Genomic DNA, 19,606 nt, shown 5'->3' with positions numbered 1-19,606 from the left:
CTGATCGAGAACGCGTTCTGCCGCCTCAAGGACTTCCGCCGCGTCGCGACCCGCTACGACAAGCTCGCGGCCAACTTCCTGTCAGGCGTGGCGCTCGCCACCGCGCTCGCGTTCTGGCTGTGAACGAGTCTGGAGCCTAGCCAATATGGCTTTAGCTTTGCGCTCAATTTCTTGTTCAAAAATCTGCCACATAGGGAAGGCACCGAGGACCGAGAGTCAGGGGTTCGTTTGCGAAGGGTGACAAAACGTCGCGTTTTGCCCGCGATGTAATTTCCGGTCCCCGGCTAGCGCTTCACGCACATACCACCTTCGTTGCAAGGATGCCTCAAGTCGTCAACCGCGAAGTTGGCATCTATCGTTCGAGCATGTAGCCTCGCCTCATGCTCGAAGTACCGCTCGACCCCGAACTCGAACGCACCCTCGCCGCCATCGCCGCGCGTACCGGCGACGCGCCGGGCGACCTCGCGCGCGCGGCGCTCCTGAAGTACCTTGAGGACTTGGAGGATTACGCCGTCGCCGTCGAAGGCTGGCGCGCGAACGATTCTTCCCGGAACTTGTCCAGCGAGGAGATGCTGCGTGAGCTCGGCCTGGACGGTTGAGTACCAGCCCGGCGCGCAGAAGCAGCTCAAGAAAATCGACCGAGCCGCCGCCTTACGGATCGTCCGCACCCTGCAAAGCGATCTGGAGCGTCACGGCGATCCGCGCGCCTTCGGCGAAGCGATGGTCGGCGGCTGGACCGGCTTCTGGCGCTACCGCGTCGGCGACTATCGCGCGATCTGCCGCATCGAGGATGCGCGCATCACCGTCGTGGTGATCGAGGTCGCCCACCGCCGCGAGGTGTACCGCTAGGGCGGGTACTAACTCGTCAGACGTAACCACCCCAATGCGGCGCCAGTCGCTCCACCCTTACCACTCTGTCTTGCCTCGACCGCTCCTCCCGGCGACGATCCGCCCTGACCGACGACACCGCGCCCGAAATGCTCGGACGGGCGCGCATCCTGTTCCAGCTTAACCCCGACCTCGACATGCTCTATCTTGAAGCCAGGATCAGGCACGAGACGGGAGACGATCATGGCGTCGAAGACCTCCGCTGACACGTCGCCCGACTGGCCCGGCCGCACGGTCCAGCACGAAGCCTGCGCGCTTCCCCTGTCGGCCCGCCGCGCCGCCCTGGGCCGGCCCGAGATGCCCCGCAACGCCGGCAACTGCCGCACCGACTCCAAGCGCGCGCTGCTCGCAGCGATCGAAAAGATCGGCGGGCGCTGGTGACGCACGGCCCCGTCCGCGAACGGGGTCAGTGGCTCTTCTGTCCGTCGCGATTGCCCTTGGGGCTGTACCGGCACACCAGATAGGTCCGCCGCGCGCCCGTCGACACCGCGCAGCCGATCTCGGTCGTCGTGCGCCAGATCATCTGGGTGTAATGCGCCACGTCCAGCCAATTGCCCGTCCGGCTCACCTGGTCGAACGCGCCGTTGACGAAGTCCTTCTTCTCCTCGACCCAGAACCCCGCCATCACCTCGGCCGAGTGAAAGCCCGCCGCGCCCAGCGACAGATTCTCGCCCTGGCCCGGCCGCGACGCGCGGGGGGAGTGTTCCAGATAAGTCAGCCCGACCAGCTTGGCCGCATAGTCCGCCGCCCCCGCCGCCATCTGCGCGTTCCAGCGCAGCGGCGGCGTGCCGACCAGCGCGCGCTCCCGGTTGTGCACCGCCAGCATCACCTCGGCGAGCGAGGGCTCGGCGCGCGCGACCTGCGCCGGCGCCGACACCGTCAGGAGCGGCAGGGCCAGGAGCGGCAGGAAGAGGAGCGGCGGGGACAGCAGGCGAACGGTCGGCATGACGGTGGAGCCTCTTGACGGCTGATCGGCCGGCAGATTGCCACCGCCGGGCCGGTCCTGGCAAGTCCGGCGGCAAGGGGGCCAGCGCCGCGGCGAAGCCGCGTCGTCGGACGGGGCTTTGGGCCCCGCCGGCCGGCCCCCGCTATGGGGGCTTGCGCCTTGGGGCGCTTGCCCCCACATAGCGGGGGCTCAAGTCGCATATCGACGGTCTACGGCGCTTTGCGGCACCTTTCTCCTTCTTTCCCTGCTGCCACGGCACCAGGTCGTCCGACACGCGGGCGACCTCCGAAAAGAAGGAATTCACTATGACCATCGGAACCGTAAAGTTCTTCAACGCCGACAAGGGCTATGGCTTCATCGCCCCCGATGACGGCGGCAAGGACGCGTTCGTCCACATCACCGCCGTCGAGCGCGCCGGCATGGTGACGCTGCGCGAGAATCAGCGCGTCGGCTACGAGCTCGAGGAGGATCGCCGCGGCAAGATGTCGGCGATCAACCTCCAGCCGCAGGACTAATAGTCCGATCGGTAGGGCGGTCTCGCAGGAGGCCGCCCTATTTCGTTTGCGTAACGGACCCTTTGTCCTATCGTCGCGTTATGGTGGTTAAAGGGGACGAATAGATGCGCGAATCCGAGTTCTTCACCGCCCGCGCCGCCGCCGCGCAGGCGGAGGCCGACGCCGCCACCCTCGACAATGTCCGCGACCGCTGTCTGCGCGCCCACCAGGCCTGGGACACCATGGCCCAACGCTCGCTCCGCTCCGAATCCGCCCGCGACGCCCGCGAGTCCGCCGCCGCCACCGCCCAGGCCGCCGCGATCGACTCCGCCCGCCCCGATTTCATGCTGCGGACCACCGAAGCGACGGGCTGACGCTCGTCGGGTGATGCACCTTTCGACGGACTCGCGCGTTGCGTGGGCTCCAGTTCGGTAAAAAGGAGCATCCCATGGCCGATACCAGCCACGACATCACGATTCTCAACACCCTCATCAAGACGGTGAACGACTCGATCCAGGGTTACCAGGAATCCGCCAAGGACATCGGCAACCAGCGCCTCGCCTCGCTGTTCCAGGACCGCGCGATGGAGCGCCAGAAGGTCGCGACGATGCTCCAGGCCGAGGTTGGCCGGCTCGGCGGCGATCCGTCGGACGGCGGCTCGATCCTGGGCTCGGCGCATCAGGTGTTCCTCAACATGAAGTCGGCGATCGCCGGCAAGGACGACGACGCCATTCTCGCCGAGGTGCAGCGCGGTGAGGAGTATCTGCGCGACAAGTTCGACACCGCGCTCGCCGAGACCAATCTCGGTGCGCCCACCCGCGAGGTCGTGAACCAGGCCGCCCAGTCCGTGCGCCAGGGCGCGGACTCGGTGCGCGGCTTCAACACCGCCCATTCCGGCACGGCGATGTGATCCGATCGGGGCGCGGCCATCACGGTCGCGCCCCGCTTCATTCCCGCACCCCTTCCAGCCCCTGAAAGGCCGCGCCCCGAGCGGCAAGGAACCAGCGTGATGACCAGCCAACCGATCGACAGCGACACCGCGACTATCGAGACAAATCCCCGGATCATGGGCGCCGACCGGATGGGCGGGCGCGCGCCGTTTCGCATCCATCTCGGCCCCGACCGCCATGTCGAACTCGATTACCGCCAAACGGCGATCGCCGCGGGCGCGCTCGGGCTGGGCGTGCTGGCCTTCAAGGGCGTGAGCGCGCTCTTGGCCAAGGGCGCGAAAAAGGGCGCGATCGCGCCCGGCCATGACGGGCAGGTGCCCCCGGTGCCCATGGCCTCGACCCTCACTCCCATGGTGCCGAACGTCCCAACCGGCACCGGCGTCGAATTCGTCGGCGAGCCGGCGGTGGACGCGCCGAGCGATGCGACCGCCACGCCCTTCGTCGCCACGTCCGACAACGACGATACCGGCGGCCTCCTCGTCGAGGTGACGGAGATCGACATCGTCAGCGTCACGCCGGTAGGCATCTCGCCCGGCGCCCCGGTCGGCGCGGGTGCCGATCGCAGCGCGCTCACCCCCGAGCATGTGCCCACCGACCTGATGGGCGACACGCCGCCCGACCCGCATGATCGCGCGATCGACGCCTTCCGGCCCGACCCGACCGCGCCCGTACCGCCGGAGATGCGCGATTCGCTGCGCCCGGCCACCGGGCCCGCTACCGGTTTCGCAGGGAATCGCGGCGACTTCGCCCAGGGTCTCAGCCAGGCGGACGGGTCGAAGTGATCGACACGACCAAGACTGTCGCCGACACGCGCGCCAGCGACAATGGCGGGCTGGTCTGGAAAAAGACCTCCTACGGCCTCGGTATCTTCAGCCTCGTGCTCGGCGCGGCCGAACTGCTCGTCCCCAAGCGCATCGCCAAGGCGCTCTCGTCGGAGGGGCATGAAGGGCTGATCCGCGGTTTCGGCGCGCGCGAGCTCGTCGCGGGCGGCGGGCTCGTCACCGATCAGGGTCATGGCCTGCGCGTCTGGAACCGGGTCGCGGGCGACGCGATGGACCTCACAGCTCTTCACTTCGCCCGCACCCGCGCGCCGGAGAACCGCACGATATGGGGCGCGATCGCGTTCGTCGCGTTGGTCACGACGGTCGATATATGCACCGCGATCGGTCTCGACCGCCGCACCGGCAAGTCGCTCCCCATCGGCCGCTAGGAGTTTCCGCGCATGAGCATCTTCGGCAAGATCAAGACCGCCATCTTCGGCGACAAGGGCCCGCTCGGCGGCAGCGTGTTCGGCGGCTCCAAGCCCGCCGCGCCAACGCCTACCCAGCCACAGGCCACGCCTCAGACGCATCAGCCCCAGGCCGCCCCGACCGCGGCACCTGCCGCGCAGCCGGTGGATGTCGAAGCCGTCCTGACCGGCATCGCGTCGCGCAAGGGTAACCCGGACCTCAACTGGCGCACCAGCATCGTCGACCTGATGAAGCTCCTCGACCTCGACTCCAGCCTGGCGAACCGCAAGGAACTCGCGACCGAGCTCGGCTATTCCGGTGCCAAGGACGGCTCGGCCGAAATGAATATCTGGCTTCACAAGGCCGTGATGCGCGAACTGGAGAAGAGCGGCGGCAAGGTCCCCGCCGGGCTGAAGGACTGACCGTCCGAACGTTCCGATAACATCGAAAGCCGCCCGTCATCCCGGTGGGAATGACGGGCGGCTTTGTCAGTTTCCGAACAGCAACGAAGATTTGCGACCGCCATCGTCCTGCGACGCGTCCTGTTCCTTGTCGAGCGTGGCGGGGGCGTCGATCGCATCGCCCTTCTTCAGATGCTGCATCGACATCGTCTGGGGTTCCTTGCTCACATCGAGATGCGGCTCGGTGGTCTTGTTCATCTTGGGCTGGATATCGTCGTTCATCATCGCGCTCCTTCGAAAAGGGAAACGCGGGGCGATGCCGGGCGGTTGCGCCTATTTCAACGGCTTGCCCGAATCCTTCCACCGGTCCAGCGCTTCCGACGCGGGCGGCAGGCGATCCTCGCTGGGCATCGGCATCAACGCGGCCCCGCTCGTCGCGACAGCGGGCAGCACGTCGCTGCGATCCACGGGCAACGGCACCGACACCGGCGCGGCGGGCGCGACCAGGACGGCTGGCGTCGCGACGGGCGAGCCATGCGGCCCCGGCACCGGCTCGCCACCTCGGTAGGCCTGACGAAAGGCCGCGCCCGTGCCCCACCACCCCTTCCAGCGGTGAAAGAAGTGAGCACCGATCACATCGGTCATCACCAGCCCCCGGTTCCAGACCGGCCGCACCGCGAAGGTGTGATAGTGCGTCGCCAGCCCGACGGGCGCATAGACATCACCCGCCAGCGCCGCCCAAGCATTCCCCGCCGCCCGAGCCCAGGCCGCCCGGCCCGGCGCGCGTGCCATCGCGCCGTCACAGGCGAACGAGAACTGGCATCCCCGCCGCTCCGACCCTTGATAAACGACCCCGCATATCGTCGCCGGAAAGGCCGGATGTCGGACCCGGTTTAGCACCACCTGGGCCACCGCCCGTTGCCCGGCATCGGGCTCCGACGCCGCTTCATAATAGATCGCCGTGGTCAGGCATTCGAGCGCCCGCGCCCGGTCGACCGCGCTCGCCTGCCGCGTCGAAAATGGTCGTGCCGTCGCGCCGGATGTCGGCACCGCGGTAGCGGCGAAGCTGGGCAGGGCCGGCAGCGCGATCGTGCCCGTCACCCCGGTCGCCGGCGCGGCCTGCTCGCCGAGCCCGACGTTTTCCGCCGAAGCCGCATGAACCTCGGCGCGCAATGATGACCCGTTTGCCGGCGCGTCATGCGCCGACACCGCCCACCAGGTGAAACCGGACGCGCCGATCAGCCCGACCGACACCGGCAATGCCCAGCGTCGCCGCCGGCGGGGAAAGCGATCGCTCCGCATCACCGGCGCCCATAGCCGAGCTAGCCTTACCGGTCTGCCACCGAATCCGTCCCGTCCCGGCCGGGGACAGGACGGCGGCCCGTTCACTTCAGCGTCGGGCTGTCGAGGTTCAGCGACGAGGCCGGGATCACCTCCAGCTTCGGATAACGGCGACGGAGCGCGTCGGCGAACTGCCGGGCATCACCCACCACCACGATGCTCGCCCGCGCCGGGTCGAGCAGTTCGGCGGCCGCGGCCTGCACCGCGCGCGGATCGACGCCCTGCACCGCGCCCGTATAGCGGCTCAGCTCGGACAGCGGGACCGACTGGACGAGGTAGTCCCCCAATATGTCGGCGATCCCGGCCGTCGTCTCGATCGCGCGGCCGAAGCCGCCGACCAGCACCGCCTTGCGGGTGTCCAGTTCGGCCGCGGGCGCGGGAGCCGTGCCCAGCTTGCGCATCTCCTCGACGATGATCGCGACCACGTCGGGCGCGGTCGGGTTCTTGGTCTGCGTCCGCGCCTCGATCACGCCGCCCTGGCGCCGTGCCGACAGGCTGCTCGCCGCGCCATAGGACAAACCGCGCTTGATGCGTATTTCCTGGTTCAATCGCGACGAGAAGCCGCCGCCCAGGGTCGTATTGGCGACCGCCAGCGGATAGAAGCGCGCGTCGGTCCGCGTGATCGCCGGTCGAGCCACGACGACACCCGCCTGCCCGGCATCGGGCATGTCGACCAGCACGACCCGCGGCTCGGCCGCCGCCGCGACCACGGGAGCAGCTCCGGCCGGCCCGATCGCACGCCACCCCCCGAAATGTCGCTCGGCCAGCGCCCGCGCGGCGGTGGGCGTGATGTCGCCCACCATCAGCAACGTCGCCGAGGCCGGAGTCCAGGTCGCGCGATAGGAACGCTGCACGTCGTCCCGCGTGATCGCCTTGAGCGACTCGGGCGTACCCTCGGCCGGAGCGCCGTAAGGCGCCGATCCGAATACCGCCCGCGCCGCAACGAGGCGGGCGAGCTGCGCCGGATCCTTGAACTCGACGTTCACCGCGTCGATCGATTGCGCCCGCGCCCGCTCGATCTCGTCAGGCTTGAACGCCGGATGGACCGCGACATCGGCGAGGATCGCCATGGCCGGGGCGATCTGGTCCGACTTGACCGTGACATCGATCGACGCGCCGTCGCGGCTGGACCCGCTTTCGATCGACCCGCCCAGCGACTCGATCGCCCGCGCGATCTCGGTCGCCGAGCGGGTCGCCGTGCCTTTGGTCAGCAGGGCTGACGTCAGCCCGCTCGCCCCCGCACGCCCCGCGGGGTCGGTCGCGGCCCCGCCGCTCGCGACCAGCGAGGCGGTGACGATCGGCAGGTCGTGCCGCTCCACCGTGACCACGCGCAAGCCATTGACGAGCCGCGTCTCGACCGGTTGCGGCAACACCGCCGCGATCGGCGCGGCCGGCTGCGGCGGCATGACACGCCGCCCGACGGGGGCGGGAGTCACGACCGGGATGTCGGCGGGCGCCCGCAGATCGGCGACGCGGACCGTCGCGGCGATCGGCACCGCGTCGCTTGCCGAACCTGCGGGCCTGGACTCGACGGGAAGATAGCGGATCGTCGCCGATTGGCGGTCGCCTAGATATTTGGCCGCGACCCGCCGAACGTCGGCGGCCGTCACGCGGCCTACTGCTTCGAGCTGCTTTTGCGACGCGTCGGGATCGCCGTCGACGATCGTGGAGGTAGCTAGGACGAAGGCCTTGCCCTCGGCGGTCTCGCGCTGCCGGATCGCCTGGGTCAATATCTCGTTCTTCGCTTCCGCCAGCTCGGCCGCGGTGACGGGCTCGGTCCGAAGCCGCGCGATCTCGCGCTTGAGCGCCGTCTCGCCCTGCTGGACGGTCTTGCCGCCCGCGACGATCGCATAGGCGACGAGGTTGCCCGTCGACTGCTTGGTGTCGAGAAACGCGGCCGCGGACTGCGCCACCTGATCGCGGTAGACGAGGCTTTGGTAAAGCCGCGAACTCTCGCCGGTCGCCAGGATGGCCTGCAAGACGGTCAGCGCCGGCGTGTCGGCGTCGCGATCGGGCGGAACGTGATAGCTGACGAGCACCGCCGGAAGCGGCGTGTTCGGCTCGTAGACCGTGCGCGCGACCGCCTGCGTCCGCGCCGGCTCGGCGACCGTGACGCGGGGGATCGGCCGGTTCGGCTTGGCGATCGGGGCGAAATAGCCGTCGATCCAGCGGTCGAGCTGCATGGGGTTGAAATTGCCCGACACGACTAGGATCGCATTGTCCGGCCGGTAATAGGTCGCGTGAAAGGCGCGCACATCGTCGATCGAAGCGGCCTGAAGATCGTTCAGGCTGCCGATCCCCGGCCGGGCATAGGGATGAACGCCGTAGGAGAGCTGGGGATAGTAGATCGAGTAAAGCTTGCCATAAGGGCTGGCGAGGACGCGCTGGCGCAGCTCCTCCTTCACCACGTCCCGCTCGGAGGCGAAGCTTACGGGCTCGACCACCAGGCTGGCCATCCGGTCGGCCTCGGCGAAGAGCAGCCGCTGGAGGTGATTGGCGGGCACCACCTCGAAATAATTGGTGTAATCGTCGTTCGTCGACGCGTTGTTGTACCCGCCGACATCCTCGGTCAGCCGGTCGACCTGTTCGGGCACCAGATTGCGCGTCGCCTTGAACATCAGATGCTCGAACATGTGCGCGAAGCCGGACCTGTTCTTGGGATCGTCCTTGGAGCCGACATCGTACCAGACCTGAACCGACACGTTGGGCGTCGACGTGTCTCGGATCGCGAATACGCGCAGCCCGTTGGCGAGCGTGCGCTGGGTATAGACGATCGGCTTCACGGTCACGGGCGCGGTTTGTGCTCCCGTGGCGGCGGGCAGGGCGGTCGCCCCGAGGAACAGCGCGGCGCGGATCGGGCTCATTTCCCGCCTTTCGACCGGCTGGCGAAGATCACGGCGGCGGCGACCGCGGCGGAGCCGATACCGACGCCCACTCCGATGGCGCCCAGCGGCCAGCTCTTCGCGCGTTCGGCGACGCTGCGCGCGGCCGCCTCGCTGCGTTCCTTGGCGGCGCGGGCCACCGCCACGATCTCGTTGGGCTCCTGGTCGGGCTGGTCGGTCATCGCTGCTCTCCTTTTGCCCCGGCATAGCGCGCGCGGAACCCGTTTGCGAAGGCTTCCAATCGTCCCCCCCCGATCGCCGCGCGCAGGTCGGCCATCAACGTCTCGTAGAACCAGATATTATGCTCGGTCATGAGCATCGCCCCCAGGATCTCGCCGGCGCGAACCAAATGGTGAAGATAGGCGCGGCTCCAGGTCCGGCACACCGGGCAGGCGCATCCCGGGTCCAGCGGCTCTTCATCCTCCGCGAAGCGTGCGTTGCGCAGATTGAGCGGGCCATCGCGCGTGAAGGCCTGCCCCGTTCGGCCCGAGCGGGTGGGGAGCACGCAATCGAACATGTCGATCCCCCGCTCGACCGCGCCGATGATGTCGTCGGGCTTGCCGACCCCCATCAGATAGCGGGGCTTGTCGACCGGAAGCTGGCCGGGCGCGAAGTCGAGGCAGCCGAACATCGCTTCCTGCCCTTCGCCGACCGCCAGCCCCCCCACCGCATAACCATCGAAACCGATGTCGATCAACGCGTCCGCCGATACCCGGCGCAGTCGCTCGTCGAGCGCGCCCTGCTGGATGCCGAACAGCGCCGCACCATCGGCATGGGCACCGCCGCCGTCGAACGCGTCGCGGCTGCGTCTGGCCCAGCGCATCGACCGCTCCATGGCGGCCGCCTGCACCGCCGGGGTCGAGGTGGTCGCTACCAGCTCGTCGAACGCCATGACGATGTCGGAGCCGAGCAGCCGCTGAATCTCCATGGAGCGTTCGGGCGACAGCAGGTGGCGCGAGCCGTCCAGATGCGATTTGAATGACACGCCCTCTTCCGACCGCTTGGTCAGATCGGCCAGGCTCATCACCTGATATCCGCCTGAATCGGTCAGGATCGGGCGATCCCAGCCCGAGAAGCGGTGCAGCCCCCCCAGCCGCGCGACCCGCTCCGCGCCGGGGCGGAGCATCAGGTGATAGGTATTGCCCAGGATGATGTCCGCGCCCGCCGCGGCAACGTCGCCCGGCTTCATCGCCTTCACGGTGGCCGCGGTGCCGACGGGCATGAAGGCGGTGGTGCGGATCACGCCGCGGCGCATCGCGATCTGGCCGGTGCGTGCCCGGCCGTCGGTGGCCTGGATGGTGAATTCGAAGCGGGGCAATATCATGGTCCAAGCGCCTTAACCGAACGGTCGAGACACGTCGCGGATCGATCAGCGCTGCCGACGCGGTGCCCGTTCGCCGGGTCGTCCGCCTTCGCCGGGTGCGGCCGCACGAATGGTGACGAGCTCGGCGCGGGTGAGCGTGCCGTTCTTGTCGAGGTCGTAGCGGTCGAACAGGCCGGTGAAACGGCGGGTCAGTTCGGGCAAGGCGATGCGATTGTCGCCGTCGCTGTCGACCTCATACGGGCTGGGAAGCGCGTTGCGGTCGCCCAACCAGCGCGCCGCCCAATCGGCATAGGCGATATAGCCGATCCGCCCCGCCGCCGCGCCGTCGGCGGTCGCGAAGGCCCGCGCCAGACAGCCATCCCGTTCCGCGCGCGTCACGAGCGCGTCCGCATCGGCATCGCAGGCGGCGAGCAGCATCGCGGCGGGCTCGACCAGGATCGTCGCGGGCGGCTGCCGAGCCGGCGACGGAGGAACTGGCGAGGCCGCCTGGATAAGAAGCGCGATCAACGGGAGCATGGGGTCTTCATGGCAGGAGCAGCGAGGCGTCGCCATAGCTGTAGAAACGATAACCCTGCGCGATCGCATGGGCATAGGCGTCCTGCATCCGGTCCAGCCCCATCAGCGCCGAGACCAGCATGAACAGGGTCGAGCGCGGCAGATGGAAATTGGTGAGCAGCCCGTCGACCGCGCGGAACCGATAGCCTGGGGTGATAAAGATCGCCGTGTCCCCCTCGAACGCCTCGATCAGGCCATCGTCCCGAGCGGCGCTTTCGAGCAGGCGGAGCGAGGTGGTGCCGACCGCGATCACGCGCCCGCCGCTCGCCCGGACGGCGTTCAGCCGGTGGGCGGTCGGCTGGTCGATGCGACCCCATTCGGCGTGCATCCGGTGATCGTCGGTATTGCCCGCTTTGACGGGCAGGAAGGTGCCCGCGCCGACATGAAGCGTCAGGGTCGCGTGGCCGATGCCTGCCGCGCTCAGACGCCGGACGAGTTCGGGGGTGAAGTGAAGCGCCGCGGTGGGGGCCGCAACCGCGCCGGGTTCGGCGGCGAACATGGTCTGATAATCGTCGGCGTCACGCGCGTCGGTCGGCCGGCGCGCGGCGATATAGGGCGGGAGCGGCATGACGCCTGCCCGGTCGAGGAGCAGCTCGACCGGCTCTTCGCCCAGAAAGTCGAGCGCGAAGCTGCCATCGGCGGCGCGGTCGGAAGCGGTGGCGGCGACATCCTCGCCGAAGTCGATGCGGTCGCCCTCGCGCAGCCGACGCGCGTTGCGGATAAAGGCCCGCCAACGGCGCGGGCCCTCGCGCTTGTGGAGGGTGACGCCGATCCGCGCGTACCCCTTCTTTCCCTCGAGCCGGGCGGGAATGACGCGGGTGTCGTTGAAGACCAGCATGTCTCCCGCGCGAAGCTGGCCGGGAAGGTCGTGCACGCTGACATCCCGTCGTCCCTCGTCCCCGACCACGAGCAGGCGCGCGGCGTCGCGCGGCATGGCGGGGCGCAGCGCGATACGATCCGGCGGAAGGTGGAAGTCGAAAAGGTCGACGTTCATGGCGAGCTATCCGTCACGCCGGCAAAAGGGGCGATGGCGTGGTTCGGGCCTGGCGGAAACTCGATCGGCAGCCCGGCCTTCGCCGTGTTAAGAACGCGGTGATCAGCGCCGCGTGCCGGGCCGCCGCGTCGAGGAGGCGCGAGCGGGGCGACGGGCCGGGACCGGGGTGGCGCGCGGTGCCGATATCACGCTCGGCGCGGTGCCGGGCAGCGTCACCGGTGCGCCTAGGCCGGGCGCGGGGGCCGTCAGGGGCGCAGGCTGAAAGGCCGGCGGGTTGTCGCTGGCGATGTACGCGCGCAACACGCGTGACGGCGTGGCGGGCGGCTCGCCGCGCTCGATCAGGTCGACATGGTTCATCCCCTCCATGACGCGGCCGAATACGGTGTAGTCCTTGTCGAGCTGAAGGCGCGGTTGGAAGACAATGAAGAACTGGCTGTTGGCGCTGTTCTTGTCCTGGCTACGCGCCGCCGACACCGCGCCGCGGACATGGGGCAGGTAGTTGAACTCGGCCTCGACATCGGGAAGCGGTGAACCGCCGGTGCCGTCGCCCTTGGGATCGCCGCCCTGCGCCATGAAGCCGTCGATCACCCGGTGAAAGGGCAGCCCGTCATAGAAACGCTGGCGGGTCAGCGTCTTGACGCGCTCCACCATCTTGGGCGCGACATCGGGGCGCAGCAGGATCGTCACCCGCCCGCCGGTCGACAGGTCGAGCACCCAGATGTTGGTCTTGTCGGTGGGCGAGGGCGGGGCGGGGCGGGCCGCGGGCGCGGCGACCTGGGCGGCCAGGGGCGGCGCGAACAGGCAGGCGAGCGCGGCGGCGACGCGGGCGAAGAAACGCATACAACGGGTCCTGGGTTTCGAGGGCGGCTGTGATTATCGGGCGGGCTTAGACCGGATCGCGCGTGTCGCCAATCTGAACGGTGCGACGCGTTCCGACCTTGGCCAGCATCGCGGTCCGTACGGCGGGTGTGACGAAGGGCGCGATCTCGCCGCCGTAAAGCGCGATCTCCTTGACCAGCTTGGACGCGATCGGCTGGAGCGCGACATCGGCCATCAGGAACACGGTTTCGATGTGCCGGGCGATCTGCTGGTTCATGCCGGCCATCTGATACTCATATTCGAAATCGGCCACCGCCCTCAGTCCGCGGACGATGACGCTGGCGCCCTGTTCCTGCGCGAAGTGCATCAGCAACGCGTCGAACGGCACGACCTCGATCGCGCCGTCGATGCGCGTCACTTCGTCGCTCACCATGGCGACACGCTCCTCGACCGAGAACATAGGCGATTTAGACGCGTTGGTGGTGACGCCCACCACCAGCCGATCGACCAGCCGTGCCCCGCGCCGGATGATGTCGACATGACCCAGCGTGATCGGGTCGAAGGTGCCCGGATAGACACCGATCCGCTCTGTCATCGGTCGCGCTCCAGCACGAAGCGGGCGATCCCGCGCAGGAGATCCGCCTCCGAGCCATAGGCATGGAGATGCCGGACCGCTTGGTCGACGAGCATGGCCGATTGCGCCCGGGCGCGGTCCGGGCCGAGCAGCGACAGGAAGGTTTCCTTGCCCGCCGCGCCATCCTTGCGCAGCTTCTTGCCCACCGTCGCCTCGTCGCCCTCCGCATCGAGCAGGTCGTCTACGATCTGGAAAGCGAGCCCGAGGTCATGCGCATAGCCGCGCAGCCCCAGACGTCCCTCGGGCGGCACGCGACCGAGGATCGCGCCGGCCTCGACGCTGGCGGAGATGAGCGCTCCCGTCTTCATCTGCTGGAGGCGGGTGACCATCGCGAGGTCGAAACCGGACTCCTCGGCGGCCAGATCCATCGCCTGCCCGCCCGCCATCCCCGACGGACCGGCGGCGCGCGCGAGGTCGAGGACCAACTCGGCGCGGACGAACGGGTCGGGATGGGTATCGGGATGGGCCAGCCATTCAAAGGCGAACGCGTGGAGGCAGTCGCCCGCGAGGATCGCGGTCGCCTCGCCATAGGCGCGGTGAACGGTGGGCTTGCCACGGCGCACATCATCGTCGTCCATCGCGGGCAGATCGTCATGGATCAGCGAATAAACATGGATCGCTTCGATCGCGCTGGCGACGCGGACGGCGGCCTGGCGGTCGACGTTGAACAGGTCGGCGGTCGCGAGGACGAGAAGCGGGCGGAGCCGCTTTCCTCCACCGATGGCGGCGTGGCGCATCGCCTCGTAAAGCGGCGCGCGGGGGTCGTCCGGCACGGTCAGCAGCGCCGCGAAGCTCCGGTCGATCACCTCGCCGGTCTCGGCAAGCGCTTCTTTCAGGGACTGGGCGGCCACCGTGTCAGCCAGCGGCGAAGGGCCGGGTTCCGGCGGGCCGGCCCTCGGCGTCCAGGCGTATGGCCTCGATCCGCGTCTGCGCCGCATCGAGACGCTCGGCGCATTTCGCGCGAAGCCGATCGCCGCGCTCGTACAGGCTGATCGACTCGTCCAGCGACGCGTCGCCGCTCTCCAGCCGGCCGACGATGCGTTCCAATTCCTTCAGCGCGTCCTCGAACGACAGGTCTTCGATCGGAATATCCATGACCCCGCTATGGCGCAGCGCCGCGCAGAGGGTCAAGGACGCCGGATGGTCAGAAAACGCCGTCAGTCCGCGATGCGTTGGCCGGTCCAGGTGACGAGCACGGAAACGGCCATCAGGCCGAGGTCGAGTGCCGCCTTGACCTGCCGGGGCGAGGGGTCACGCGTGTCGTGCGTCAAGATGCGGAAATCGGCGGTGGGATGCTGGAACGTCAGAACGGCAAGACCAAGCCCGCCCGCGACGATCAGCTTTCGATGATTCCGCATCCCCGTGCTCCCTGATATCCGGATCGAGATTAAGTCGACTCGCAAGAGATTACAAGCGTAATCAGCACGGCAGGGCGAGAAGGTCGCGTCGTGGACCAAAATGTTTGGGGCCGAAGCATCTCCACCGCCACGACGCCCGAACCGCTTCAGGTCGCGGACGAGGGATGCCCTTCGACTCGGACTCCCCCGCCGTCGCGCTTCCGCTATTCGGTCACGTCCGTCGCCGGTGCCGGTTCTGCCTTGCCGCCTTTCTTTTTGGGCCGCTTGGGTGCTCCCGGCTCGATCTCGAACGACAGCGCGCCGTCCTTCATCTTGACGGTGACCTCGCCGCCATGAACCAGCTTGCCGAACAACAGCTCCTCGGCCAGCGGCTGCTTGATCTTCTCCTGGATCAACCGACCCATCGGCCGCGCACCGTAGAGCTTGTCATATCCCTTTTCGGTGAGCCACGACTTGGACGCGTCGTCCAGGCGGATATGGACACCCCGGTCGGCGAGCTGCAGTTCGAGCTGCAGGATGAACTTGTCCACCACGCGCGCCACGACCTCGGGCGGAAGGTAACCGAAGGGCACCACCGCATCCAGACGGTTGCGGAATTCGGGCGTGAACATCTTCTGCACCGCCTGCTCGTCCTCGCCCTCGCGGGTCAGATTGCCGAAGCCGACCGTCTCGCGCGCCATGTCGGACGCGCCGGCATTGGTCGTCATGATGAGGATAACGTTGCGGAAATCGACCGACTTGCCGTGCTGGTCGGTCAGGCGGCCATTGTCCATCACCTGCAACAGGATGTTGAACAGATCGGGATGCGCCTTCTCGATCTCGTCGAGCAGCAGCACGCAATGCGGGTTCTGGTCGACCGCATCGGTCAGCAGCCCGCCCTGGTCGAAGCCGACATAGCCCGGCGGTGCACCGATCAGCCGCGAGACCGAGTGGCGCTCCATATATTCGGACATGTCGAACCGCTGGAGCGGGATGCCCAGGATCGAGCTAAGCTGCTTGGCGACTTCGGTCTTGCCCACGCCCGTCGGGCCGGTAAACAGATAGTTGCCGATCGGCTTTTCCGGCTCGCGCAGCCCGGCGCGGGCGAGCTTGATCGCCGAGCTGAGCTTCTCGATCGCCGAATTCTGGCCGAACACGACGCGCTTCAGGTCGGTCTCGAGGCTGGCGAGCGCGGCCTTGTCGTCGGTCGACACCGACTTCGGCGGGATGCGCGCCATGGTCGCGATGACCTGCTCGATCTCCTTGGGGGTGATGATCTTGCGGCGCTTGTTCTCGGGCACCAGCATCTGCATCGCACCGACCTCGTCGATCACGTCGATCGCCTTGTCGGGCAGCTTGCGATCGTTGATGTAGCGCGCGCTGAGCTCCACCGCCGACTTGATCGCGTCGGGGGTGTATTTGACCGAGTGATGCTCCTCGAACGCCGAGCGCAGACCCGCCAGGATCTTGATCGTATCCTCGATCGTCGGCTCGTTGACGTCGATCTTCTGGAACCGGCGCAACAGCGCGCGGTCCTTCTCGAAATGGTTGCGGAATTCCTTGTAGGTCGTCGATCCGATGCAGCGGATCGTCCCGCCCGACAAAGCCGGCTTGAGCAGGTTCGACGCGTCCATTGCCCCGCCGCTCGTCGCGCCCGCGCCGATCACCGTGTGGATCTCGTCGATGAACAGCACCGCGTGCGGTAGCTTCTCAAGCTCGTTGACGACCTGCTTCAGCCGCTCCTCGAAATCGCCGCGATAGCGCGTGCCCGCGAGCAGCGCGCCCATGTCGAGCGAATAGATCACCGCCGGCAGCAGCACCTCGGGCACCTGACCCTCGACGATCTTGCGGGCTAGGCCCTCGGCGATGGCCGTCTTGCCGACGCCGGGATCGCCCACATAGAGCGGGTTGTTCTTGGAGCGGCGGCACAGGATCTGGATGGTGCGATCGACCTCGGGCCCGCGGCCGATCAGCGGGTCGACCTTGCCGGCCTTGGCCTTCTCGTTGAGGTCGACGGTGAACTGCTTGAGCGCGCTTTCGCCCTTGCCCTTCTCGCCCTGCTTGGCGGGTTTCTCGTCGTCGGCGCCCTTGGGGGCCGCCGCCTCGGTCTGCGCGCCACCCTTGCCGACCCCGTGGCTGATGAAGCTCACCGCGTCGAGGCGGCTCATGTCCTGCTGCTGGAGGAAATAGACCGCATAGCTCTCGCGCTCGGAGAACAGCGCGACCAGCACGTTCCCCCCCGTCACCTCGTCGCGGCCCGACGACTGGACGTGGAGGATCGCGCGCTGGACCACGCGCTGGAAACCGCTGGTGGGCGAGGGATCGGTCGCCTGCTCGACCTTGAGCGCGTCGAGCTCGGTATCGAGATAATGCGCCACTGTGGTGCGCAGGTCGCCCAGGTCGACCTTGCACGCGGTCATCACCTTGGACGCATGTTCGTCGTCGATCAGCGCGAGCAGCAGATGCTCCAGCGTCGCATATTCGTGACGGCGCGACGACGCTGCTTCGAGCGCCTTGTGGAGGGTGGTTTCGAGAGCGGGGGCGAAAGACGGCATGTGATCACTCCATCAGAACCGCCTGCGACGGCCCGTTTCCCGATATGTCGGAGGTCGAAACCGCCGCATCAAGCACTTGAAACGTCCCGGTCCCGTTCCTGGCTCCCCGATAATCGGTTCGAGCCACCCGTGATCGCGGCCATGCTCATCGCCTGAATAGCGCGTCGGCGCTTGCCCGGTGGTTAACGGCGTGTTCGATCCGACGCCTGACCCGCGCGATCTCGCCCTCCAGCGCCGCGACCCGCACCTCGAGCTCGGCGACCGACAGCGGGTCGAGGTCCTGGGCGACGAGCTGCCGGAGCAGGTCGTTGGCGCGCAGCGGAAGATCGTCCGGCTCCATGATCAGGATCGTTGACCGGGTGCGCGGCCCTGTCAATAAGCCGACACGCGCCGTGTGACGGAGCGAGGGGACGAAGAATGACGATTCCGGCGACCATGCGCGCGATCGACCCGGCCTTGCCGGGCGGGCCGGAGGTGCTGATCGTGACGGAGCGCGCGGTGCCCCGGCCCGGGGAAGGCGAGCTGCTGATCCGCGTCGCCGCCGCCGGGGTGAACCGGCCCGACATCCTCCAGCGGCTGGGCGGCTATCCGCCTCCGCCTGGTGCTCCCTCCGTCCCGGGGCTGGAAGTCGCGGGCGCGGTGGTCGCGGTCGGGGTGGGGGTCGACGACGTGCTGATCGGCCAGTCGGTCTGCGCGCTGCTCGCCGGCGGCGGCTATGCCGAGTATGCGGTCGCGCCCGAGGGCCAGTGCCTGCCCGTCCCCGCCGCGCTGACGATGATCGAGGCCGCCGCGATCCCCGAAACGCTGTTCACCGTGTGGACCAACCTGTTCGAGCGCGCCTATGCGACCGAGGGCGACACGGTGCTGGTGCACGGGGGGACATCCGGGATCGGCACCATGGCGATCGCCCTGTGCCGGTTGTTCGGTGTCGACATAATCGTCACCGCCGGCTCGGCCGAGAAGTGCCGGGCCGCCCGTGACCTCGGGGCGACGCACGCCATCGATTACAAGGCGGAGGACTATGTGGAGCGCGTCCGCGCGCTGACGGGCGGGCGCGGCGTCGCCGCGGTGCTCGACATGGTCGGGGGCGATTACGTCGCGCGCAACCTACAATGCCTGGCCGATGACGGCCGCCACGTCTCCATCGCGGTTCAGCGCGGCGCGACCGCGACGATCCCGGTATTCGAGGTGATGCGCCGCCGCCTGACGCTGACCGGATCGACGCTGCGCCCCCGCGACGCAGCCTTCAAATCGCTGGTCGCCGACGAACTGTCGCGCACCGTCTGGCCCCATGTCGAGGCGGGACGGCTCAAGCCGGTGATCGACCGCACCTTTCCGCTCGCCGACGCCGCCGACGCGCACCGCCGGATGGAGGAGGGCAGCCATGTCGGCAAGATCGTGCTGACCATGTGACGCCCGGTGACGCGCCGGGAGGCGTTCGTCCAGCGCGCGCTTGCCACTCGGGGGCGGTTCCCCTAAGTCTGCGCCATTGCGTGGCCGCTCCGGCAAGGGGCGGCCCTTTCTGTTTCTACCGGAGTTTCCCCGCCGTGGCCCAGCCGCTCATGCCCCATGCGACCGCTTCCTGGCTGGTCGACGAGACCGCCCTGTCCTTCGAGCAGATCGCCGAATTTTGCGGCCTCCATATCCTGGAGGTGCAGGCGATCGCCGACGATACCGCCACCTCCAAGCTGACCGGCCGCGATCCCGTCCGCGCGCACGAGGTAACGCAGGAGGAGATCGACAAGGCGCAGGCCGACCCGGATTACCGCATGACGATGATCAAGGGTCCCGAGCAGGTCCGCCGCACCAAGGGCCCGCGCTACACTCCCGTGTCGAAGCGCCAGGACAAGCCCGACGGCATCGCCTGGATCATCCGCAACCACCCGGAGATCACCGACGGCCAGATCAGCCTGCTGATCGGCACCACCCGCACGACCATCGCCGCGATCCGCGACCGCAGCCATTGGAATATCGCCAACATCACCCCCAAGGATCCGGTGACCCTGGGCCTGACCTCGCAGCGCGAGCTCGACGCCGCCGTCGCCAAGGCGGGCAAGGCCGCCGGGCAGGAGCCGCCGACCGATACCCGGCTGGAGGGCGACCGCGAGGCGCTGATCGGCCAGCTCCGTGCCGAGCGCGCGGCGGCGATCCGGGGCGCCGACACCGAAGGGCAGGCGAGCGCCGCCGAGGCCGACGCTCGCGCCCTGTTCGGGGACCCGTTCAAGCGGTAAGGTGAAACCGCTCCCGCTTCGGCGCG

At 68.4% G+C, this 19,606-nt stretch carries 26 protein-coding genes and 1 pseudogene; 12 read left to right on the top strand and 15 right to left on the bottom strand.

The window, feature by feature from the left end; all coding sequences use genetic code 11:
• The 4 genes and pseudogenes from VF592_RS08160 to VF592_RS08145 all read left to right on the top strand — a co-directional run.
• A pseudogene (locus VF592_RS08160) lies at nt 1-123 on the top strand (IS5/IS1182 family transposase); the annotation flags it as partial.
• A 257-nt stretch (nt 124-380) separates the two neighbouring features.
• Nucleotides 381-599 carry a type II toxin-antitoxin system RelB family antitoxin gene (relB, locus tag VF592_RS08155; RefSeq protein WP_331005120.1) on the top strand — a complete coding sequence of 73 codons (219 nt, stop codon included), beginning with the start codon at nt 381-383 and terminating at the stop codon, nt 597-599.
• Nucleotides 577-849, top strand: a complete 273-nt coding sequence (locus VF592_RS08150) for a type II toxin-antitoxin system RelE/ParE family toxin (protein WP_331005119.1) — start codon at nt 577-579, stop codon at nt 847-849. The genes relB and VF592_RS08150 overlap by 23 nt, the downstream gene beginning before the upstream one ends.
• 222 nt (nt 850-1,071) lie before the next feature.
• Nucleotides 1,072-1,269, top strand: a complete 198-nt coding sequence (locus VF592_RS08145; protein WP_331005118.1) for a hypothetical protein — start codon at nt 1,072-1,074, stop codon at nt 1,267-1,269.
• Between the two features lie 25 nt (nt 1,270-1,294).
• Here the strand turns inward: VF592_RS08145 and VF592_RS08140 are convergent, their stop codons facing one another.
• Entirely contained in the window at nt 1,295-1,834 is a 540-nt protein-coding gene (locus VF592_RS08140; RefSeq protein WP_331005117.1) for a CAP domain-containing protein, read from the bottom strand.
• Between the two features lie 305 nt (nt 1,835-2,139).
• Between VF592_RS08140 and VF592_RS08135 the strand changes: the two genes are divergently transcribed.
• The 6 genes from VF592_RS08135 (at nt 2,140) to VF592_RS08110 (ending at nt 4,929) form a co-directional block, all read left to right on the top strand.
• Nucleotides 2,140-2,349: a cold-shock protein gene (locus VF592_RS08135; RefSeq protein WP_331005116.1), complete on the top strand. Its 210-nt coding sequence runs from the start codon at nt 2,140-2,142 to the stop codon at nt 2,347-2,349.
• 104 nt (nt 2,350-2,453) lie between these two features.
• The gene (locus tag VF592_RS08130; protein ID WP_331005115.1) at nt 2,454-2,702 is read left to right on the top strand and encodes a hypothetical protein; all 249 of its coding nucleotides are present in this window, start codon (nt 2,454-2,456) and stop codon (nt 2,700-2,702) included.
• A 74-nt stretch (nt 2,703-2,776) separates the two neighbouring features.
• Complete coding sequence (locus VF592_RS08125; RefSeq protein WP_331005114.1) at nt 2,777-3,238, top strand: PA2169 family four-helix-bundle protein; 462 nt, start codon at nt 2,777-2,779, stop codon at nt 3,236-3,238.
• A 99-nt stretch (nt 3,239-3,337) separates the two neighbouring features.
• Nucleotides 3,338-4,060 (top strand): hypothetical protein, encoded by a 723-nt coding sequence (locus tag VF592_RS08120; protein ID WP_331005113.1) that lies wholly within the window; start codon nt 3,338-3,340, stop codon nt 4,058-4,060.
• Entirely contained in the window at nt 4,057-4,488 is a 432-nt protein-coding gene (locus VF592_RS08115; protein ID WP_331005112.1) for a hypothetical protein, read from the top strand. The genes VF592_RS08120 and VF592_RS08115 overlap by 4 nt, the downstream gene beginning before the upstream one ends.
• A gap of 12 nt (nt 4,489-4,500) precedes the next feature.
• Nucleotides 4,501-4,929 carry a DUF3597 domain-containing protein gene (locus tag VF592_RS08110; protein ID WP_331005111.1) on the top strand — a complete coding sequence of 143 codons (429 nt, stop codon included), beginning with the start codon at nt 4,501-4,503 and terminating at the stop codon, nt 4,927-4,929.
• A gap of 66 nt (nt 4,930-4,995) precedes the next feature.
• On the opposite strand, the gene VF592_RS08105 is transcribed toward VF592_RS08110, so the two are convergent.
• From VF592_RS08105 to VF592_RS08040, 14 genes are all read right to left on the bottom strand, one after another.
• A complete protein-coding gene (locus VF592_RS08105) occupies nt 4,996-5,190 on the bottom strand; it encodes a hypothetical protein (protein WP_331005110.1) in 195 nt (64 codons plus the stop codon).
• A 51-nt stretch (nt 5,191-5,241) separates the two neighbouring features.
• Nucleotides 5,242-6,210: a cell wall hydrolase gene (locus tag VF592_RS08100; protein ID WP_331005109.1), complete on the bottom strand. Its 969-nt coding sequence runs from the start codon at nt 6,208-6,210 to the stop codon at nt 5,242-5,244.
• 83 nt (nt 6,211-6,293) lie between these two features.
• On the bottom strand, nt 6,294-9,113 hold the full coding sequence (locus tag VF592_RS08095; RefSeq protein WP_331005108.1) for a pitrilysin family protein: 2,820 nt from the start codon (nt 9,111-9,113) through the stop codon (nt 6,294-6,296).
• Complete coding sequence (locus VF592_RS08090) at nt 9,110-9,313, bottom strand: hypothetical protein (RefSeq protein ID WP_331005107.1); 204 nt, start codon at nt 9,311-9,313, stop codon at nt 9,110-9,112. Before VF592_RS08090 ends, VF592_RS08095 begins: the two co-directional genes overlap by 4 nt.
• Nucleotides 9,310-10,455, bottom strand: coding sequence for a tRNA guanosine(34) transglycosylase Tgt (gene tgt / locus VF592_RS08085; protein ID WP_331005106.1), 1,146 nt, complete (start codon nt 10,453-10,455; stop codon nt 9,310-9,312). The genes VF592_RS08090 and tgt overlap by 4 nt, the downstream gene beginning before the upstream one ends.
• A 45-nt stretch (nt 10,456-10,500) precedes the next feature.
• The gene (locus VF592_RS08080; RefSeq protein ID WP_331005105.1) at nt 10,501-10,971 is read right to left on the bottom strand and encodes an EF-hand domain-containing protein; all 471 of its coding nucleotides are present in this window, start codon (nt 10,969-10,971) and stop codon (nt 10,501-10,503) included.
• A gap of 7 nt (nt 10,972-10,978) precedes the next feature.
• Nucleotides 10,979-12,004, bottom strand: coding sequence for a tRNA preQ1(34) S-adenosylmethionine ribosyltransferase-isomerase QueA (gene queA, locus VF592_RS08075; RefSeq protein ID WP_331005104.1), 1,026 nt, complete (start codon nt 12,002-12,004; stop codon nt 10,979-10,981).
• Between the two features lie 102 nt (nt 12,005-12,106).
• On the bottom strand, nt 12,107-12,844 hold the full coding sequence (locus VF592_RS08070) for a peptidylprolyl isomerase (protein WP_331005103.1): 738 nt from the start codon (nt 12,842-12,844) through the stop codon (nt 12,107-12,109).
• Between the two features lie 46 nt (nt 12,845-12,890).
• Entirely contained in the window at nt 12,891-13,418 is a 528-nt protein-coding gene (gene coaD / locus VF592_RS08065; RefSeq protein WP_331005102.1) for a pantetheine-phosphate adenylyltransferase, read from the bottom strand.
• Nucleotides 13,415-14,308 (bottom strand): farnesyl diphosphate synthase, encoded by an 894-nt coding sequence (locus tag VF592_RS08060; RefSeq protein WP_331005101.1) that lies wholly within the window; start codon nt 14,306-14,308, stop codon nt 13,415-13,417. Before VF592_RS08060 ends, coaD begins: the two co-directional genes overlap by 4 nt.
• 4 nt (nt 14,309-14,312) lie before the next feature.
• The gene (locus VF592_RS08055; protein ID WP_331005100.1) at nt 14,313-14,552 is read right to left on the bottom strand and encodes an exodeoxyribonuclease VII small subunit; all 240 of its coding nucleotides are present in this window, start codon (nt 14,550-14,552) and stop codon (nt 14,313-14,315) included.
• A 62-nt stretch (nt 14,553-14,614) separates the two neighbouring features.
• Nucleotides 14,615-14,815, bottom strand: a complete 201-nt coding sequence (locus VF592_RS08050; RefSeq protein WP_331005099.1) for a hypothetical protein — start codon at nt 14,813-14,815, stop codon at nt 14,615-14,617.
• A 203-nt stretch (nt 14,816-15,018) separates the two neighbouring features.
• Nucleotides 15,019-17,349 carry an ATP-dependent Clp protease ATP-binding subunit ClpA gene (gene clpA, locus VF592_RS08045; RefSeq protein ID WP_331005098.1) on the bottom strand — a complete coding sequence of 777 codons (2,331 nt, stop codon included), beginning with the start codon at nt 17,347-17,349 and terminating at the stop codon, nt 15,019-15,021.
• A 145-nt stretch (nt 17,350-17,494) separates the two neighbouring features.
• Nucleotides 17,495-17,689, bottom strand: coding sequence for a DUF1192 domain-containing protein (locus VF592_RS08040; protein ID WP_331005097.1), 195 nt, complete (start codon nt 17,687-17,689; stop codon nt 17,495-17,497).
• 77 nt (nt 17,690-17,766) lie between these two features.
• Between VF592_RS08040 and VF592_RS08035 the strand changes: the two genes are divergently transcribed.
• Both VF592_RS08035 and VF592_RS08030 read left to right on the top strand, forming a co-directional pair.
• A complete protein-coding gene (locus VF592_RS08035) occupies nt 17,767-18,762 on the top strand; it encodes an NAD(P)H-quinone oxidoreductase (protein WP_331005096.1) in 996 nt (331 codons plus the stop codon).
• Between the two features lie 134 nt (nt 18,763-18,896).
• On the top strand, nt 18,897-19,580 hold the full coding sequence (locus VF592_RS08030; protein ID WP_331005095.1) for a DUF1013 domain-containing protein: 684 nt from the start codon (nt 18,897-18,899) through the stop codon (nt 19,578-19,580).
• The last annotated feature ends 26 nt before the right edge of the window (nt 19,581-19,606 follow it).

This window comes from Sphingomonas sp., assembly GCF_036388435.1.
Taxonomy (GTDB): Bacteria; Pseudomonadota; Alphaproteobacteria; order Sphingomonadales; family Sphingomonadaceae; genus Sphingomonas.
The sequence above is the reverse complement of the archived record's forward strand: the minus strand, read 5'-3'. Positions and strand labels throughout refer to the sequence as shown.

Bases quoted from the DNA above. Each gene is read 5' to 3' on its own strand.
- relB (WP_331005120.1), top strand. From the start codon at position 381: ATGCTCGAAGTACCGCTCGACCCCGAACTCGAACGCACCCTCGCCGCC.
- VF592_RS08145 (WP_331005118.1), top strand. From the start codon at position 1,072: ATGGCGTCGAAGACCTCCGCTGACACGTCGCCCGACTGGCCCGGCCGC.
- VF592_RS08140 (WP_331005117.1), bottom strand. From the start codon at position 1,834: ATGCCGACCGTTCGCCTGCTGTCCCCGCCGCTCCTCTTCCTGCCGCTC.
- VF592_RS08135 (WP_331005116.1), top strand. From the start codon at position 2,140: ATGACCATCGGAACCGTAAAGTTCTTCAACGCCGACAAGGGCTATGGC.
- VF592_RS08130 (WP_331005115.1), top strand. From the start codon at position 2,454: ATGCGCGAATCCGAGTTCTTCACCGCCCGCGCCGCCGCCGCGCAGGCG.
- VF592_RS08125 (WP_331005114.1), top strand. From the start codon at position 2,777: ATGGCCGATACCAGCCACGACATCACGATTCTCAACACCCTCATCAAG.
- VF592_RS08120 (WP_331005113.1), top strand. From the start codon at position 3,338: ATGACCAGCCAACCGATCGACAGCGACACCGCGACTATCGAGACAAAT.
- VF592_RS08110 (WP_331005111.1), top strand. From the start codon at position 4,501: ATGAGCATCTTCGGCAAGATCAAGACCGCCATCTTCGGCGACAAGGGC.
- VF592_RS08105 (WP_331005110.1), bottom strand. From the start codon at position 5,190: ATGAACGACGATATCCAGCCCAAGATGAACAAGACCACCGAGCCGCAT.
- VF592_RS08100 (WP_331005109.1), bottom strand. From the start codon at position 6,210: ATGCGGAGCGATCGCTTTCCCCGCCGGCGGCGACGCTGGGCATTGCCG.
- VF592_RS08095 (WP_331005108.1), bottom strand. From the start codon at position 9,113: ATGAGCCCGATCCGCGCCGCGCTGTTCCTCGGGGCGACCGCCCTGCCC.
- VF592_RS08090 (WP_331005107.1), bottom strand. From the start codon at position 9,313: ATGACCGACCAGCCCGACCAGGAGCCCAACGAGATCGTGGCGGTGGCC.
- tgt (WP_331005106.1), bottom strand. From the start codon at position 10,455: ATGATATTGCCCCGCTTCGAATTCACCATCCAGGCCACCGACGGCCGG.
- VF592_RS08080 (WP_331005105.1), bottom strand. From the start codon at position 10,971: ATGCTCCCGTTGATCGCGCTTCTTATCCAGGCGGCCTCGCCAGTTCCT.
- queA (WP_331005104.1), bottom strand. From the start codon at position 12,004: ATGAACGTCGACCTTTTCGACTTCCACCTTCCGCCGGATCGTATCGCG.
- VF592_RS08070 (WP_331005103.1), bottom strand. From the start codon at position 12,844: ATGCGTTTCTTCGCCCGCGTCGCCGCCGCGCTCGCCTGCCTGTTCGCG.
- coaD (WP_331005102.1), bottom strand. From the start codon at position 13,418: ATGACAGAGCGGATCGGTGTCTATCCGGGCACCTTCGACCCGATCACG.
- VF592_RS08055 (WP_331005100.1), bottom strand. From the start codon at position 14,552: ATGGATATTCCGATCGAAGACCTGTCGTTCGAGGACGCGCTGAAGGAA.
- VF592_RS08050 (WP_331005099.1), bottom strand. From the start codon at position 14,815: ATGCGGAATCATCGAAAGCTGATCGTCGCGGGCGGGCTTGGTCTTGCC.
- clpA (WP_331005098.1), bottom strand. From the start codon at position 17,349: ATGCCGTCTTTCGCCCCCGCTCTCGAAACCACCCTCCACAAGGCGCTC.
- VF592_RS08040 (WP_331005097.1), bottom strand. From the start codon at position 17,689: ATGGAGCCGGACGATCTTCCGCTGCGCGCCAACGACCTGCTCCGGCAG.
- VF592_RS08035 (WP_331005096.1), top strand. From the start codon at position 17,767: ATGACGATTCCGGCGACCATGCGCGCGATCGACCCGGCCTTGCCGGGC.